Raw genomic sequence first — 14,870 nt, forward strand, 5'->3', positions numbered from 1 at the left:
GATCCCTCCCGGCGGGGCATAGCGTTACTTGCGGTAACCGCAGTCTGTTACCGGTAGGTAGCCACTGTCAACCGGCAGCGGCGCCGAGGCGGGTGTTACGTTGCGCTGGCCTAAGGAACATCGACGGGCGGGGAGAGACGCTATGGACACCACACACCGGACCGAGCAGCAGCGATCGGCCGAACAACGGCGGCGCGAACTGCTCGAGGCTGCCGACCGCGTGGTCCTGCGCGACGGGCCCCAGGCGTCCATGAACGCCATCGCCGCCGAGGCCGGTATCACCAAGCCGATCCTCTACCGCCACTTCGGCGACAAGGGCGGCCTCTACCGGGCCCTCGCCCAGCGCCACACCGACGCCCTGCTGGGCGCACTGCGTGCCGCGCTGGACGCCCCGGCCGAGCGCCGACAGCGCGTGGAGGCGACCCTCGACACGTACCTCGCCGCGATCGAGGCGCGCCCGCAGGTGTACCGGTTCCTGATGCATCCGGCGGAGGAGGCCGGCCCGCCTTCGGAGCAGGGCTTCGACGTCGGCCGGCACTCCGCGCCGCTGCTGCGCCGCATGGGCGAGGAGCTCACGGAGGTCATCGCCGAGCGCATCGACCTCGGCGGGAACGGCGAAGCACTGGCCCGCGTCTGGGGTCACGGCATCGTCGGCATGATGCACGGGGCCGGGGACTGGTGGCTCGGTGAACGCCCGTGCTCCCGCGCCCAGTTGGTGTCCGCGCTGGCCGACCTCCTGTGGGGGCGGCTTGCCGACGCCGACGACCGTACGGGCGGGCCGGGCTTCTGACCCGGGCTCATATCGCGCCGTCAGCCCCGCCGCGTCCACGGGGCGCGGCGGGCCGCACGCAGCAGCCGCGCGCGGCGCCAGCCCGTGAGCCGGTCCGGGTAGACCAGGCCGTCCAGGTGGTCGCACTCGTGCTGGAGGCAGCGGGCGAAGAAGCCGGTGCCCTCCACCCGCACCGGCTCGCCCCGCACGTCGACGCCCTCCACCACCGCGTGGTCGAAGCGCTCCGTCCCGGCCTCCAGCCCCGGCAGCGACAGGCACCCCTCCGGGCCGCGCACCGTGACCCCGTCCGCCTCCACGAGACGCGGGTTGACGACATGCCCCAGATTCCGGACGTCCTCGTCGTCGGGGCAGTCGTACACGAACACCCGGAGGCCGACCCCGACCTGGTTCGCGGCCAGACCGACGCCGTTCGCCGCGTACATCGTGGCGAACATGTCCTCGACCAGGCGGACCAGGGAGGGCCCGAAGTCGGTGACGGTCTCGCAGGGGGCGTGCAGCACGGGCGAGCCGAGCAGGCTCATCGCCCGTACAGCGCCGGAACTGCCGGGGATCGGCCGGTTTCGCATGGCGTCAGGGTACGTTCCACGCCGCCACCTGCTGTCCGACAGGTGGCGGGGTTCGGGCCCACGACCGGATCTCGATAGGCTGAGGCCGGACCCACGCTAGGAGGAACAAGGACGATGGCAGGCAACTCGGAGCCGCTGTCGCCGCGCGCCAAGCTGGCCGTGACGGCGGGCAAGGCCGCAGCGGCGGTGTCTCGCGCGGCGGGACGCGGCAGCGGATCGGTGATCGGCGGCCGGGTGGCGCTCAAGCTCGACCCCGACCTTCTGGGCCGGCTCGCGCAGCATCTGGACGTCATCCTGGTGTCGGCGACCAACGGCAAGACCACGACCACGCGGCTCATCGCCGAGGCGCTGCGCGCCAGCGGCCCGGTCGTCTCCAACGCCCTCGGTGCGAACATGCCCGCGGGCATCACCTCCGCCCTGGCCGGGGGCTCGGACGCCAAGTACGGCGTCATCGAGGTGGACGAGAAGTATCTCTCCGGAGTGGCGCGCGATGTCACCCCGAAGGCCATCGCGCTGCTCAACCTCTCCCGCGACCAGCTGGACCGCGCCGCCGAGACCCGGATGCTCGCCGAGAAGTGGCGCGAGGGTCTGGCCGGCACGAAGGCCGTGGTCATCGCCAACGCCGACGACCCGCTCGTCGTCTGGGCGGCGTCCTCCTCCGCCAATGTGGTGTGGGTGGCGGCCGGCCAGGAGTGGAAGGACGACGCCTGGTCCTGCCCCGCCTGCGGCGGTGTGATGCAGCGCCCCGGCGACGACTGGTTCTGCGGCGAGTGCGGCTTCCGCCGCCCCGACCCGACCTGGGCGCTCAGCGGCGACCACGTCCTCGACCCGCACGGCTCGGCCTGGCCGATCCATCTCCAGCTGCCGGGCCGCGCCAACAAGGCGAACGCCACGACCTCCGCCGCCGTCGCCGCGGCGTTCGGCGTCCCGCCGCAGGTCGCCCTGGAGCGCATGTACCAGGTGCAGGCGGTCGCCGGCCGGTACGACACCGTCACCTTCCAGGACCGCGAGCTGCGGCTGCTGCTGGCGAAGAACCCGGCCGGCTGGCTGGAGACGTTCTCGCTGATCGACCAGCCGCCGACGCCGGTCATCCTCTCCGTCAACGCGCGCGGGGCGGACGGCACGGACACCTCCTGGCTCTGGGACGTCGACTACACCCGGCTCGCCGGTCACCCCATCTTCGTGATCGGCGACCGCAAGCTGGACCTCGCCGTCCGGCTCGAGGTCGCCGCGCTGGACTTCCGGGTGTGCGAGTCCCTCGACGAGGCGGTGCAGCTGGCCCCGCCCGGGCGGATCGAGCTGATCGCCAACTACACCGCGTTCCAGGACGTACGCCGCCGCGTCGGCAACTGACCACCCACCCCGAAGGACAGAGAGCATGAGCGACAGCAGTCTGCGTCTGGTGTGGGTCTACCCGGACCTGCTCAGCACCTACGGCGACCAGGGCAACGTCCTCGTCGTCGAGCGCCGGGCCCGGCAGCGCGGCCTGGACGTGCAGCGGGTCGACGTACGCAGCGACCAGCCGGTGCCGACCTCCGGTGACGTCTATCTCATCGGCGGCGGCGAGGACCGGCCCCAGCGGCTGGCGGCCGAGCGGCTCCGCCGGGACGGCGGCCTGAACCGGGCCGCCGAGAACGGCGCGATCATCTTCTCGGTGTGCGCCGGGTACCAGATCCTCGGCCATGAGTTCGTCAACGACCTCGGTGAGCGCGAGCCCGGCCTCGGTCTCATCGATGTGATCTCCACGCGCGGCGAGGGTGAGCGGTGCGTCGGCGACGTGCTGGCCGACATCGACCCTCGCCTGGGCCTCCCCCAGCTGACCGGCTTCGAGAACCACCAGGGCGTCACGCACCTCGGCCCGACGGCCCGCCCCTTCGCCCGGACCGTTTTCGGCCAGGGCAACGGCACCGGGGACGGCACGGAGGGCGCGTACAACGACACCGTCTTCGGTACGTACATGCACGGCCCTGTCATGGCCCGGAATCCGCAGATCGCGGACCTGCTGCTCAAGCTGGCCCTCGATGTGAACGCGCTGCCGCCGACCGACGACCGGTGGTACGAGGCGCTGCGCGCCGAGCGGATCGCGGCGGCGAGCCAGCCCGCCTGAGCTGCGGCGGGGCGGCCGTTCGGCCGCCCCGTGACAGCGGCGGCGCGCCCGCTCTTCGTCTGTTCCTCTGAAGTCCGTCCAAAGGTCGGACGTCCGGTTCGGAGGTTTCACGTGGCGCCGGTAGGGTGGCCGTGATCCAACCGGACGACGTGGTCCGGGAGTCGGCCCACGTTGCAAAGGTATTTCGGGCTATGCGCATTGGTGTGCTCACCTCCGGTGGCGACTGCCCCGGTCTGAACGCCGTCATCCGCTCCGTCGTGCACCGCGCCGTCGTTGATCACGGTGACGAGGTCATCGGATTCCACGACGGCTGGAAGGGCCTCCTGGAGTGCGACTACCGCAAGCTCGACCTCGACGCGGTCAGCGGCATCCTCGCCCAGGGCGGCACCGTCCTCGGCTCGTCCCGCGTCCAGCCCGCCCACCTGGTGGACGGTGTCGAGCGGGCGAAGGGACACGTCGCCGACCTCGGCCTCGACGCGATCATCCCGATCGGCGGCGAGGGCACGCTCAAGGCCGCCAACCTGCTCTCCGAGGCGGGCCTGCCGATAGTCGGCGTGCCGAAGACGATCGACAACGACATCGCGTCCACCGATGTGACCTTCGGCTTCGACACGGCCGTCGGGGTCGCCACGGAGGCGCTGGACCGGCTGAAGACGACCGCCGAGTCGCACCAGCGGGTCTTGATCGTCGAGGTGATGGGGCGCCACACGGGCTGGATCGCCCTGCACTCCGGTATGGCGGCCGGCGCGCACGCCATCGTGGTGCCCGAGCGGCCCTTCGACATCGACGAGCTGACCGCCCGCGTCGGCGCCCGGTTCGAGGCGGGCAAGCGGTTCGCGATCGTCGTCGCCGCCGAGGGCGCCAAGCCGCGCTCGGGTTCCATGGAGTTCGACGAGGGCGGCAAGGACATCTACGGCCACGAGCGGTTCGCGGGCATCGCCCGGCAGCTCTCGGTCGAGCTGGAGAACCGGCTCGGCAAGGAGGCCCGCCCGGTGATCCTCGGCCACGTCCAGCGGGGCGGCACACCGACCGCGTACGACCGTGTCCTCGCCACCCGGTTCGGCTGGCACGCGGTGGAGGCCGTACACCGCGGCGAGTTCGGCATGCTGACGGCGCTGCGCGGCACGGACATCGTGATGGTGCCGCTCGCCGAGGCCGTCCGGACGCTCAAGACCGTTCCCACCGAGCGGTACGCCGAGGCCGAGACGGTCCTCTGAGCCACCCGAGTCGTCCGGGGCCGTCACGCGGCCCTGTGAACCGCCCCCGGTCGCCGACGCGGCCGGGGGCGGTTCTAGTCTTGGTGCGGCAACCGGACAACCAGCACGAATCAGGAGCCGCGGGATGGATCACAGCGGGCACGGCATGACGATGGACCTGCCGCCGTTCACGCTGGGACGGGGGCTCGCGTACTCGCCCGACACGTTCTTCCTCGTCGGCTGCCTGGTGGCGCTGGCCCTCTACGGGTGGGGGGTCGTCCGGCTGCGCCGGCGCGGCGACAGCTGGCCGGTCGGCCGTACCGTCTTCTTCACGCTCGGTGTGCTCTCCATCGCGCTGGTCATGTGCACCGGGCTGAACGACTACGGCATGGTCATGTTCAGCGTGCACATGGTGCAGCACATGGTGATCAGCATGCTGTCGCCGATCCTGCTGCTCCTCGGCGCCCCTGTGACGCTGGCGCTGCGGGCGCTGCCGGTCGCGGGCCGGGACCGTGGGAAGGGGCCGCGCGAACTGCTGCTGATGCTGCTGCACAGCCGCTATCTGCGGGTGATCACGCATCCGGCGTTCACGATCCCCATGTTCATCGCGAGCTTGTACGGGCTGTACTTCACGCCGCTCTTCGACTTCCTCATGGAGTCCAGGCCGGGGCACATCACGATGATGGTGCACTTCCTCGCCGTCGGCCTGGTCTTCTTCTGGCCGATCATGGGTGTGGACCCGGGCCCGCACCGGCCGGGCTATGTCATGCGGATGCTGGAGCTGTTCGCGGGCATGCCGTTCCACGCGTTCTTCGGGATCGCGCTCATGATGGCGTCGCAGCCGATGGTCGGCACGTATATGAACCCGTCGGCGTCGCTCGGCATCGACGCGCTGTCCGACCAGAACGCGGCCGGCGGCATCGCATGGGCGTTCAGCGAGATCCCGTCCGTGGTGGTGCTGGTCGCGCTGCTGTACCAGTGGTACCGCTCCGAGCAGCGGGTCGCGAAACGGGCCGACCGGGCCGCGGACCGCGACGGCGACAAGGAGCTGGCGGCGTACAACGCGTATCTCGCCTCGCTCCAGGGGCGCGCCCGGTAGCACGGGGAGACCGGGATGCTCCGGCCGGTGGCGCCGGGGCCTCCTCAGGGGGACGATGGCATCGAGGCCCGCGGCCAGGAGGAGGGCGCGATGTCCGGTGCCACGAAGACCATGGGGGTGCTCACCGTCGGGACGCTCGTCCTGACGACCGCGTACACGGTCGCGCTGGGCAGTAACGGCTGGCTGTGGTTCGCCTGGATCGTGCTCGCTCTGGCGACGCTGGGGGCACTCACGACGCGCGGCACCTGATTTTCCGAGGATTTCCCGCAGGGCGGCAACCCATCCGGTGGCGGCGGCGACCACCTGATGTCAGTGCCCCCCATACGAGGAATCCCATGACTCCAGAGACACAGCCGCGGGCACGGCACCGCCGACGCCGCGTCCGCGTGGCCGACGCCGACGGACAGCAGGCCCGTGAGCAAGACCATCGAGGTCTCCGGCGCGTACGACGGCAAGCTCAAGCGCTTCTACGGGAGCGGGGAACTGGGCGACGGCGGGCAGGACGAGAACCAGTCGCCGCTGTTCAAGCTGAAGGACGGCGCGGTACTCAAGAACGTCGTCCTGGGCTCGCGGGCGGCCGACGGGATCCACTGCACGGGCAGCTGCACATTGCAGAACGTGTGGTGGGAGGACGTCGGCGAGGACGCCGCGTCGTTCAAGGGCAAGTCCTCGTCGTCGGTCTACATCGTCTACGGCGGCGGCGCGCGGAAGGCCTCCGACAAGGTCTTCCAGTTCAACGGCGCGGGCAAGCTCGTGATCAGCAAGTTCCAGGTGGCCGACTTCGGCAAGCTGGTGCGCAGCTGCGGGAACTGCTCCACGCAGTACCAGCGGACGATCATCGTCAACGACGTGGACGTGACGGCCCCCGGCGAGCAGCTGATCGGCATCAACTCCAACTACGGCGACACGGCGGCGCTGCGCGGCATCCGTATCCACGGGGACAGCGGCCGGAAGATCACGCCGTGCGTGCGGTACGAGGGCAACGACCAGGGCAGGGAGCCCAAGACGCTGGGCGGCGGCCCGGACGGGGTCCACTGCCGGTACACCCACGCGGACATCACATTCAAGTGATCCGTCGCAGTACCGGCACCGGTACCGGATAGTGCTCCGGGGCCACGGCGGTGACCGCCGTGGCCCCGGGGCGTGTGCGGCCTCGCGGGCAGTTGCCGTGCCTCGGGCTACGCCGAACGGGGGCACCGTTCACCGGCACCGGCGCGCTTCCCGCGTCGGCGGCCCTGGTGGCCGCCGTGCCGGTGCGGTCGGTCGTGCGGGTGCGGGAGGGCGCTGCCCTACGCAGACTGGTCCCATGAACCAGACCGTGGTCATCACCGGTGCCAGCGGCGGTGTCGGCCGCGCCACCGCCAGGGAGTTCGCACGCCGGGGAGCCCGCATCGGGCTGGTCGCCCGCGGCCGGACGGGTCTTGAGGCGGCGGCGCGCGAGGTCGAGGAAGAGGGCGGCGAGGCCCTGGTCCTGCCGACGGACGTCGCGGACCGGGATCAGGTCCAGGCGGCCGCGGCGGCAGTGGACGAGGCGTTCGGGCCGGTCGACGTATGGGTGAACGCCGCCATGACCTCCGTCTTCGCGCCCTTCACGGACATCGGTCCGGACGAGTTCCGCCGCGTCACGGAGGTGACCTACCTCGGATACGTGCATGGCACGGAGGCGGCCCTGGACCGCATGCTGCCCCGCGACAGGGGCACCATCGTCCAGGTCGGCTCCGCGCTGGGATACCGCTCGATCCCGCTCCAGTCCGCGTACTGCGGTGCCAAACACGCGGTGAACGGCTTCACCTCGTCGGTACGTACCGAGCTGATGCACAACGGGAGCAACGTCCGCGTCACGGTCGTCCAGATGCCCGCGCTCAACACCCCCCAGTTCTCCTGGGTGCTCTCCCGCCTGCCGCGCCATCCGCAGCCGGTGCCGCCCATCTACCAGCCCGAGGTGGCGGCCCGCGCGGTCGTGTACGCGGCCGACCACCCTCGGCGCAAGCAGTACTACACCGGTGGTTCGACCGTCGCGACGATCCTGGCCAACAGGATCGCGCCCGGACTCCTCGACCGATATCTCGCGCGCTCCGCGTACGACTCCCAGCAGACGCACGACGAAGTGCCGCCGGACCGCCCGCACAATCTCTGGGAGCCGCTCGACGGTGAGAAGGACGGCCGGGACTTCGGCGCCCACGGCGTCTTCGACGCGAGGGCCCACGACCGCGCCCCGCAGCTGTGGGCCTCCCAGCACCCCCGGGTCCTGTACGGCGCGACGGCGGCCGCCGCCATGATCACGGCATGCGCCCTGCGGCGACGACGGAACGGCTGACGATCGGGAGGCGCCGTCACGGACCGTCTGCGCGGTGCGGGGCTCCTGGAGCGGTTCCCTCACGGACCGGCCGAACCGGAGCCCGTCGCCCGTAGGCCGTCGGCGGGCGTTCGGTCTGGTCTGGTCTGGTCTGGTCAGCCGCGCGGAATGACGCTGATCCCGCCCGAGGTCTCCAGTACGGCGTACTTGATCTGGTCGAGGCGCTCCAGGCCGTGGCTCTGCCGAGCCGACTGGAGGATCTCCGCTTCGTTCACATGGTGCCGCCGCAGACGGTGTGCGATCGGGCGACCGTTGTCCACGAGGATGGCGGGCCTGCTGTTCGTGATCGTCGAGAACGACGGGAAGCGGAAGCCGAGGTAGTCGGCGAGCCGGTCCACGGCGACGAGCGTGGCGATGACCACGATCCCGGTCGTGAGGGAGAAGTCGTCGCCGAGGAGTGACTGCTGGGTGGCCTGGCTGATCACCAGCAGCAGCACCAGGTCGAAGGTGGTGACATTGGCGAGGGTGCGCTTGCCCGCCACGCGCATGAGGAGCATCAGCACCAGGTAGATGATCAGAGCCCGCAGCACCGACTCCACGCCGGCCTCCTCAGGGGTAGACGAACTGGTCGAACACCACGCGACTGCCCGTGGCCTCGGCCGTGACCGTTGCATCGACCGGCCCGATTCTGTCCGGCCGGTAGGTGACATGGACGACGACGGGCGCGGCGTCGGCGGCGATGACCAGCCGCAGGCCGTCCCGGCCCACGCGCCAGACCTCCGGGTCTGGTGTCACATGCTCGATGTCCACGTCGTTCACCCAGGACGACTCGAGGGTCAGCACGGCCCGGCCTTCGCGGACGCCCGCGGCACCGAGTGTGATGGTGAGGTCGTTGCGGGCCGTGTAGCGGGCGAAGCGGGGGTAGTCCACGCTCATGGGTCCCGCCGACGCCTGTGCCGACGTGACCGGACCCGCCCCGCCGAGGACTCCCAGGAGCGCGACGACGAGCAACGCCGCCATCCCGGCCCAGCCCACCCGCTCGAAGCGGGCCTCCTTGCGCTGGAAACTCTCCGACTCGTCGATCTGAAGACCGCTGGAACCCATGGGACCTCCCGCCCTCAGACTGCCGACCGGTGCCGCGGAGGCCGGGGCCGCCACGCCGTCCGCGTGCGGTAAACGGACGATCCACCGGTCCGGGGTGGCCACATGTGGCGACATCCGCACATGTCCCCGCTCGGCTACGTACTGTCTGACCTGGAGCTGAGCGGCTCGGGGCCCATCCGGTGCAGTAGGGAGACAACCGATGTTCTACTACCTGCTCAAGTACGTGCTCCTCGGGCCGGTGCTGCGTCTGCTGTTCCGGCCGAGGACCGAGGGGCTCGAGCATGTCCCGGAGACCGGCGCGGCCATCGTGGCGGGCAATCATCTGTCGTTCTCGGACCACTTCCTGATGCCCGCGGTGCTGAAACGGCGCATCACGTTCCTGGCCAAGCAGGAGTACTTCACGGGGCCGGGCGTCAAGGGCCGGCTGACGGCGGCGTTCTTCCGCAGCGCCGGACAGATCCCGGTCGACCGGTCCGGCAAGGAGGCCGGGCAGACCGCCATCCGTGAGGGCCTGGACGTCCTGAGCCGGGGCGAGTTGCTCGGTATCTATCCGGAGGGCACGCGCTCGCACGACGGGCGGCTGTACAAGGGCAAGGTCGGCGTCGCGCTGATGGCCCTGAAGGCGGGCGTGCCGGTGATCCCGTGCGCGATGGTCGGCACGTTCGAGATCCAGCCGCCCGGCAAGATGGTACCGAAGATCAAGCGCGTCACCGTCCGCTTCGGTGAGCCGCTGGACTTCTCGCGCTACGCGGGCATGGAGAACGAGAAAGCCGTCGTCCGCGCCGTCACGGACGAGATCATGTACCGGATCCTCGCGCTGTCGGGGCAGGAGTACGTGGACGACTACGCGGCGAAGGTGAAGGCGGCGGAGCCGGAGGCCGCGGCGCCGGTCGTACGTGGGCTGCGGCGGATGCTGCCGTCGCGGTGGCGGCCCTGAGCCGGGTACGGGCGGGCATCAGGGGCGCGGGCGCGGCTCCGCCGCCAAGGACAGGACCGGCGGCCTACGGGCCGGTGAGCGCCGTGAGGGCGTCGTCCAGTACGCGGCGGAGCCGACGGGCGTCCGGGGCCACGGCCGTGACCAGAGCCGCTGGCCCCGCCAGTGGGGTGAGTACGGCCGTGTCGTCCAGTTGCCGGGAATCCACCGGCTTCTCCGCGAACTGGGGGTCCACCACGAGGAGCTGGCCCACCGCGCGGTGGCCCGCCAGGACCGCCGGGCCGTCCCAGCCGCCGGGCGCGCCGGGGCCGCAGGCGAGTTCCTGGTCCAGGAGCGGGCGGCCGGCCCGGAGGACGGTGAGTCGGGTGGTCAGGGTGCCGGGGGGCTCGGCGGTGCGGCCGAGGATCTGTTCCTCGCGCAGGACCAGGCGGGCCGTCGCGGCCAGTGCGACGCGCGTCCGCATGCGCAGGGTGGAGCAGTGCGCGGCGATCAGCTGCTCCGGCAGCCAGGTCAGCTCGGCCTGCTCGCCGACGTCGAGCCGTACGTCGTAGTACGCGCTCTCGCCCGTCTCGCCCGGCAGCGAGACCGTGGCCGCCGCCGAGTCGACCAGCAGCCGGGCCCCGTCCCTCACCTCGGCCTCCAGGGCAAGGCGGTCGCCGCCGAGCGGGGCGCTCATCGCGCCGACGACGGTGACGCGGGCCGTGGCCGGTTCGCCGGAGCCGGAGCCGGAGCGGGAGCGGGAACGGGAACGGGACCGGGTGCGGCGCAGGGCCAGGGGGCCGTCGCTCACCAGGACGGGCAGGACGCCGCCCGGCTCGGCGACGATCCGGGCGGTCGCGCGGACGCTCACGCCGCCCCGGCCGTCGTCCAGGCGGCGAGCCGGGCACGTACCCAGTCGGCCACCGGCGCGACGCCGTTCTCGCCGGTCAGTGAGGTGAACGCGACGGGCAGGTCGCCGCGCTGCTCCTTGGCGTCGCGGGCCATCCGCTCCAGGTCGGAGCCGACGTACGGCGCGAGGTCGGTCTTGTTGACGACGAGCAGGTCGGCGGTGGTGACGCCGGGGCCGCCCTTGCGGGGGATGTCGTCGCCGCCCGCGACGTCGATGACGAAGATCTGCGCGTCGACGAGGCCCTTGGAGAAGGTCGCGGTGAGGTTGTCGCCGCCGGACTCGACGAGGATCAGGTCGAGCGGCCCTACGGTGTCCTCCAGGTCCTCGACCGCTTCGAGGTTCGCGGAGATGTCGTCGCGGATGGCGGTGTGCGGGCAGGCGCCGGTCTCGACGGCCTGGATGCGCTCGGGCGGCAGGACCGCGTGGCGCAGCAGGAACTCGGCGTCCTCGCGCGTGTAGATGTCGTTGGTGACGACGGCGAGGGACAACTGGTCGCGCAGGACGCGGCAGAGCGCGGCAACGGTCGCTGTCTTGCCGGAGCCGACGGGGCCGCCGAGGCCGATGCGCAGGGCGCGGCGGGTGCCGTCGGGGCGGGTGGCGTCGGCGCTGACGGCCGCGGTGCCCGGGTGGCCGTGGGTGTGGTCGAGGTGCATGGTGCGGCTCCCATGAGCGGTCGGAAGGTTGGCCGGGTGGGTGGTCAGGGCGTTCGGACGCGTGGTCGGGGTGGCCGGCGTGGTCAGGGCGGTCAAGAGGCGAAGAGGCGTACGGGCCACGCCGCGTGCTGCTCCGCCGTGATGTCCAGCAGCGGCGCCGACGCCGCCGGCAGGGCGTCGACACCCTCCCGCGCGGCGGCCGTGGCGCGCGCGGCCACGTCGTCCATGTCGGGCGCGAGCCGGGCCAGGACGGCGGTGGCCTGGAACGGGTCGAGGCTCAACAGCCGTACGGCGGCCGTGGCCGGTCCGCTGACGGTCTCGTACACGGCACAGTGCGCGGCCTCCTCGGGGCCGAGACCGGCGGCGCGGGCGGTGGCGCCGAGGACGACCGGCTGGTGGGCGCCGCGCGGGTAGGCCCGGGCCAGCGCGTCCAGTTCGGGGCTGGGCCAGGTGGCGCGGGCGGCCCGCATCAGCTGCCGTCCCAGGCGCCGGGCGGTGGCCCGCAGCGCGGGTGACGGGGTGCGGGCGTCCGCGGCCGCGTCGAGCGCCGCCGCGCCGTGCCCGAGTGCGGCCGCGGCGGCGAGGCCGGCCGCCGTGAGCCCGGTCGTGTGGAGGCGGCCCCGGCAGAAGTGCTCGAGGTCGGCCGCGTCCTTGATGCGGCCCGCCCTGACGGCCGGTTCGGCGCCGCCGGAGTGTGCGTGCCCGCCGGCGGGGAACCGCCCGTCGGCGAGCACGAGCAGTGCGGAGAGACCCGCGGATCGGCTCATCGCGTGACGTCCGTTCCTCAGAAGAGGAAGTAGCGCTGGGCCATGGGCAGTTCCGCGGCGGGTGCGGGTTCGACCGGTTCGCCGTCGATGGTGACCGCGAAGCTGTCGGGGTTCACCTCGACCCGGGGCATGGCGTCGTTCTCGCGCATGTCGGCCTTGGTGACGCCCCGGGTGTCGCGGATCGCGACGCACTTCTTGCCGAGGCCGAGCCGTCCCGGCAGGGCGTCCTCGATGGCCGCCTGGGCGACGAAGTTGACGGAGTTGCTCGCGGGTGCCCGGCCGTGCGCGCCGAACATGGGGCGGGGCAGGACGGGCTGCGGGGTGGGGATGGAGGCGTTGGCGTCGCCCATCTGCGCGTACGCGATCTGCCCGCCCTTGATGACGAGCTGTGGCTTGACGCCGAAGAACGCCGGGTCCCACAGCACCAGGTCGGCGAGCTTGCCGGGCTCGACGGAGCCGATCTCGTGGTCGACGCCCTGGGCGACGGCCGGGTTGATCGTGTACTTGGCGACATAGCGGCGGGCGCGCCGGTTGTCGGCGCGGCCGTCACCGGCGAGGGTGCCGCGGCGCCGCCTCATGACGTGCGCGGTCTGCCAGGTCCGCATGATCACCTCACCGATGCGGCCCATGGCCTGGGAGTCGGAGGAGATGATCGAGATGGCGCCGAGGTCGTGGAGGACGTCCTCGGCGGCGATGGTGGTGGGCCTGATGCGGGACTCGGCGAAGGCGAGGTCCTCGGGGACGGCCGGGTTGAGGTGGTGACAGACCATCAGCATGTCGAGGTGTTCCTCGACGGTGTTGACGGTGTGCGGCCGGGTCGGGTTGGTGGAGCTGGGCAGGACGTACGGCTCGGCGACGACGGTGATGATGTCGGGCGCGTGCCCGCCGCCGGCGCCTTCGGTGTGGTACGCGTGGATGGTGCGCCCGGCGATGGCGGCGAGGGTGTCGCCGACGAAACCGGCTTCGTTGAGCGTGTCGGTGTGGATGGCGAGCTGGGCGCCGGTCTCCTCGCACACGCCCAGGCAGGCGTCGATGGCGGCGGGGGTGGCTCCCCAGTCCTCGTGGATCTTGAATCCGAGGGCGCCGCCGCGCAGTTGGGAGTGCATGGCCTCGCGGGAGAGCGTATTGCCCTTGGCGAGGAGGCCGATGTTGACGGGGAAGCCGTCGAGCGCCTCCAGCATGCGGGCGAGGTGCCAGGGGCCTGGGGTGACAGTGGTGGCCTTGCTGCCTTCGGCGGGTCCGGTGCCGCCGCCGATCAGGGTGGTGATCCCGGAGGAGAGGGCCTGGTCCACAAGGGTGGGCGAGATGAAGTGGACGTGCGCGTCGATGGCCCCGGCGGTGAGGATCTTGCCGTTGCCGGCGATGATCTCGGTCTCGGGTCCGATGACGAGGTCCGGGTGGACGCCGTCCATGGTGTCGGGGTTGCCGGCCTTGCCGATGCCGGTGATCCGGCCGTCCCGTATACCGATGTCGGCCTTGACGACGCCCCAGTGGTCGAGGACGACGGCCCCGGTGATGACGGTGTCGGGGGCGCCTTCCGCGCGTGTGGCGCGGGACTGGCCCATGGACTCGCGGATGACCTTGCCGCCGCCGAACACGGCCTCGTCGCCGGCGCGTCCGGGGCCGCCGGAGCGGTCCTCCTCGATCTCGACGACGAGGTCCGTGTCGGCGAGCCGTACGCGGTCGCCGGTGGTGGGGCCGAACAGGTCGGCGTAGACGGCCCGGTCGAGCAGCACGGGCCGCCGGATGGGCTCAGTCATCGAGGGGACCTCCGGTCTCTCCGCGCAGCCCGGGTACGACCCGTGCTCCCGCGAGCGGTACGAGTTCCACGTCGACCGGGATGCCAGGTTCGAAGCGGACAGCGGTGCCGGCGGCGATGTTCAGCCGCAGGCCGTGCGCGGCCCGGCGGTCGAAGTCCAGTCCGGGGTTGGCCTCGGCGAAGTGGTAGTGGGAGCCGACCTGGACGGGCCGGTCGGCGGCGTTGAGGACGGTGAGGCAGGTGACGGGGCGGCCCTCGTTGATGGCCACGGGCTCGTCCGCGTAGAGGATCTCTCCGGGAATCATGTGTGACGCCCCCTCAGACGATCGGATCGTGGACGGTGACGAGCTTGGTGCCGTCCGGGAAGGTGGCCTCGACCTGGACGTCGTGGATCATCTCGGGAACGCCGTCCATGACGTCGTCGCGGCTGAGCACCTTGCGCCCGGACGCCATGAGTTCGGCGACGGTACGGCCGTCCCGGGCGCCCTCCAGGAGGTGCGAGGTGATGAGGGCGACCGCTTCGGGGTGGTTGAGCCTCACACCGCGTGCCCGGCGTTTCTCGGCGACGTCGGCCGCCACATGGATGAGCAGGCGCTCCTGCTCGTGCGGGGTCAGTTGCACGTTCCACCTCACAGTTCCCGCCCGGCGTCGTCCCGGGCGCAGCGGGACCCTATCCGGCTTCAACACTCTGTTGACCTGCGAGGACGACT

17 protein-coding genes and 1 pseudogene are annotated in these 14,870 nt (G+C 71.7%); 9 read left to right on the forward strand and 9 right to left on the reverse strand.

Annotated elements, in window-relative coordinates; genetic code table 11:
* Positions 1-142 precede the first annotated feature (142 nt).
* A complete protein-coding gene (locus tag FVS66_RS22245; RefSeq protein WP_149182942.1) occupies positions 143-790 on the forward strand; it encodes a TetR family transcriptional regulator in 648 nt (215 codons plus the stop codon).
* Between the two features lie 20 nt (positions 791-810).
* Here FVS66_RS22245 and def read toward each other — a convergent pair whose 3' ends face one another.
* Positions 811-1,356 carry a peptide deformylase gene (def, locus tag FVS66_RS22250; protein ID WP_149182943.1) on the reverse strand — a complete coding sequence of 182 codons (546 nt, stop codon included), beginning with the start codon at positions 1,354-1,356 and terminating at the stop codon, positions 811-813.
* Between the two features lie 114 nt (positions 1,357-1,470).
* Between def and FVS66_RS22255 the strand changes: the two genes are divergently transcribed.
* The 7 genes and pseudogenes from FVS66_RS22255 (at position 1,471) to FVS66_RS22280 (ending at position 8,075) form a co-directional block, all read left to right on the forward strand.
* Positions 1,471-2,709 (forward strand): MurT ligase domain-containing protein, encoded by a 1,239-nt coding sequence (locus tag FVS66_RS22255; RefSeq protein WP_149182944.1) that lies wholly within the window; start codon positions 1,471-1,473, stop codon positions 2,707-2,709.
* 25 nt (positions 2,710-2,734) lie between these two features.
* Complete coding sequence (locus FVS66_RS22260) at positions 2,735-3,463, forward strand: glutamine amidotransferase (protein WP_149182945.1); 729 nt, start codon at positions 2,735-2,737, stop codon at positions 3,461-3,463.
* 191 nt (positions 3,464-3,654) lie between these two features.
* Positions 3,655-4,680 (forward strand): 6-phosphofructokinase, encoded by a 1,026-nt coding sequence (locus tag FVS66_RS22265; protein WP_149182946.1) that lies wholly within the window; start codon positions 3,655-3,657, stop codon positions 4,678-4,680.
* A gap of 124 nt (positions 4,681-4,804) precedes the next feature.
* Positions 4,805-5,758: a cytochrome c oxidase assembly protein gene (locus tag FVS66_RS22270; RefSeq protein WP_149182947.1), complete on the forward strand. Its 954-nt coding sequence runs from the start codon at positions 4,805-4,807 to the stop codon at positions 5,756-5,758.
* Between the two features lie 90 nt (positions 5,759-5,848).
* Positions 5,849-6,007 carry a hypothetical protein gene (locus FVS66_RS35185; RefSeq protein WP_187645648.1) on the forward strand — a complete coding sequence of 53 codons (159 nt, stop codon included), beginning with the start codon at positions 5,849-5,851 and terminating at the stop codon, positions 6,005-6,007.
* 117 nt (positions 6,008-6,124) lie between these two features.
* A pseudogene (locus tag FVS66_RS22275) lies at positions 6,125-6,829 on the forward strand (pectate lyase); the annotation flags it as partial.
* Between the two features lie 235 nt (positions 6,830-7,064).
* A complete protein-coding gene (locus FVS66_RS22280; RefSeq protein WP_149182949.1) occupies positions 7,065-8,075 on the forward strand; it encodes an SDR family oxidoreductase in 1,011 nt (336 codons plus the stop codon).
* A 134-nt stretch (positions 8,076-8,209) separates the two neighbouring features.
* Here FVS66_RS22280 and FVS66_RS22285 read toward each other — a convergent pair whose 3' ends face one another.
* Both FVS66_RS22285 and FVS66_RS22290 read right to left on the reverse strand, forming a co-directional pair.
* Positions 8,210-8,653 carry a YetF domain-containing protein gene (locus FVS66_RS22285; RefSeq protein ID WP_149182950.1) on the reverse strand — a complete coding sequence of 148 codons (444 nt, stop codon included), beginning with the start codon at positions 8,651-8,653 and terminating at the stop codon, positions 8,210-8,212.
* A gap of 10 nt (positions 8,654-8,663) precedes the next feature.
* Complete coding sequence (locus FVS66_RS22290) at positions 8,664-9,158, reverse strand: hypothetical protein (RefSeq protein WP_149182951.1); 495 nt, start codon at positions 9,156-9,158, stop codon at positions 8,664-8,666.
* Between the two features lie 199 nt (positions 9,159-9,357).
* On the opposite strand from FVS66_RS22290, the gene FVS66_RS22295 reads away from it, so the two are divergent.
* Positions 9,358-10,095, forward strand: coding sequence for a lysophospholipid acyltransferase family protein (locus FVS66_RS22295; protein WP_149182952.1), 738 nt, complete (start codon positions 9,358-9,360; stop codon positions 10,093-10,095).
* Between the two features lie 64 nt (positions 10,096-10,159).
* On the opposite strand, the gene FVS66_RS22300 is transcribed toward FVS66_RS22295, so the two are convergent.
* The 6 genes from FVS66_RS22300 to FVS66_RS22325 form a co-directional block, all read right to left on the reverse strand.
* A complete protein-coding gene (locus FVS66_RS22300; protein WP_149182953.1) occupies positions 10,160-10,942 on the reverse strand; it encodes an urease accessory protein UreD in 783 nt (260 codons plus the stop codon).
* A complete protein-coding gene (gene ureG, locus FVS66_RS22305; RefSeq protein WP_149183021.1) occupies positions 10,939-11,634 on the reverse strand; it encodes an urease accessory protein UreG in 696 nt (231 codons plus the stop codon). Before ureG ends, FVS66_RS22300 begins: the two co-directional genes overlap by 4 nt.
* Before the next feature lie 92 nt (positions 11,635-11,726).
* Entirely contained in the window at positions 11,727-12,401 is a 675-nt protein-coding gene (locus tag FVS66_RS22310) for an urease accessory protein UreF (protein WP_149182954.1), read from the reverse strand.
* Between the two features lie 17 nt (positions 12,402-12,418).
* Positions 12,419-14,161 (reverse strand): urease subunit alpha, encoded by a 1,743-nt coding sequence (locus FVS66_RS22315; RefSeq protein ID WP_149182955.1) that lies wholly within the window; start codon positions 14,159-14,161, stop codon positions 12,419-12,421.
* Positions 14,154-14,465, reverse strand: coding sequence for an urease subunit beta (locus FVS66_RS22320; protein ID WP_149182956.1), 312 nt, complete (start codon positions 14,463-14,465; stop codon positions 14,154-14,156). Before FVS66_RS22320 ends, FVS66_RS22315 begins: the two co-directional genes overlap by 8 nt.
* A 13-nt stretch (positions 14,466-14,478) precedes the next feature.
* Positions 14,479-14,781 (reverse strand): urease subunit gamma, encoded by a 303-nt coding sequence (locus FVS66_RS22325; protein ID WP_149182957.1) that lies wholly within the window; start codon positions 14,779-14,781, stop codon positions 14,479-14,481.
* Between the last annotated feature and the right edge of the window lie 89 nt (positions 14,782-14,870).

Source organism: Streptomyces sp. TRM49041 (assembly GCF_008271805.1).
Classification (GTDB): domain Bacteria; phylum Actinomycetota; class Actinomycetes; order Streptomycetales; family Streptomycetaceae; genus Streptomyces.

What these genes read in the sequence shown, in the direction of transcription:
- FVS66_RS22245 (WP_149182942.1), top strand. Translation starts at nt 143, where the DNA reads ATGGACACCACACACCGGACCGAGCAGCAGCGATCGGCCGAACAACGG.
- def (WP_149182943.1), bottom strand. Translation starts at nt 1,356, where the DNA reads ATGCGAAACCGGCCGATCCCCGGCAGTTCCGGCGCTGTACGGGCGATG.
- FVS66_RS22255 (WP_149182944.1), top strand. Translation starts at nt 1,471, where the DNA reads ATGGCAGGCAACTCGGAGCCGCTGTCGCCGCGCGCCAAGCTGGCCGTG.
- FVS66_RS22260 (WP_149182945.1), top strand. Translation starts at nt 2,735, where the DNA reads ATGAGCGACAGCAGTCTGCGTCTGGTGTGGGTCTACCCGGACCTGCTC.
- FVS66_RS22265 (WP_149182946.1), top strand. Translation starts at nt 3,655, where the DNA reads ATGCGCATTGGTGTGCTCACCTCCGGTGGCGACTGCCCCGGTCTGAAC.
- FVS66_RS22270 (WP_149182947.1), top strand. Translation starts at nt 4,805, where the DNA reads ATGGATCACAGCGGGCACGGCATGACGATGGACCTGCCGCCGTTCACG.
- FVS66_RS35185 (WP_187645648.1), top strand. Translation starts at nt 5,849, where the DNA reads ATGTCCGGTGCCACGAAGACCATGGGGGTGCTCACCGTCGGGACGCTC.
- FVS66_RS22280 (WP_149182949.1), top strand. Translation starts at nt 7,065, where the DNA reads ATGAACCAGACCGTGGTCATCACCGGTGCCAGCGGCGGTGTCGGCCGC.
- FVS66_RS22290 (WP_149182951.1), bottom strand. Translation starts at nt 9,158, where the DNA reads ATGGGTTCCAGCGGTCTTCAGATCGACGAGTCGGAGAGTTTCCAGCGC.
- FVS66_RS22295 (WP_149182952.1), top strand. Translation starts at nt 9,358, where the DNA reads ATGTTCTACTACCTGCTCAAGTACGTGCTCCTCGGGCCGGTGCTGCGT.
- ureG (WP_149183021.1), bottom strand. Translation starts at nt 11,634, where the DNA reads ATGCACCTCGACCACACCCACGGCCACCCGGGCACCGCGGCCGTCAGC.
- FVS66_RS22310 (WP_149182954.1), bottom strand. Translation starts at nt 12,401, where the DNA reads ATGAGCCGATCCGCGGGTCTCTCCGCACTGCTCGTGCTCGCCGACGGG.
- FVS66_RS22315 (WP_149182955.1), bottom strand. Translation starts at nt 14,161, where the DNA reads ATGACTGAGCCCATCCGGCGGCCCGTGCTGCTCGACCGGGCCGTCTAC.
- FVS66_RS22320 (WP_149182956.1), bottom strand. Translation starts at nt 14,465, where the DNA reads ATGATTCCCGGAGAGATCCTCTACGCGGACGAGCCCGTGGCCATCAAC.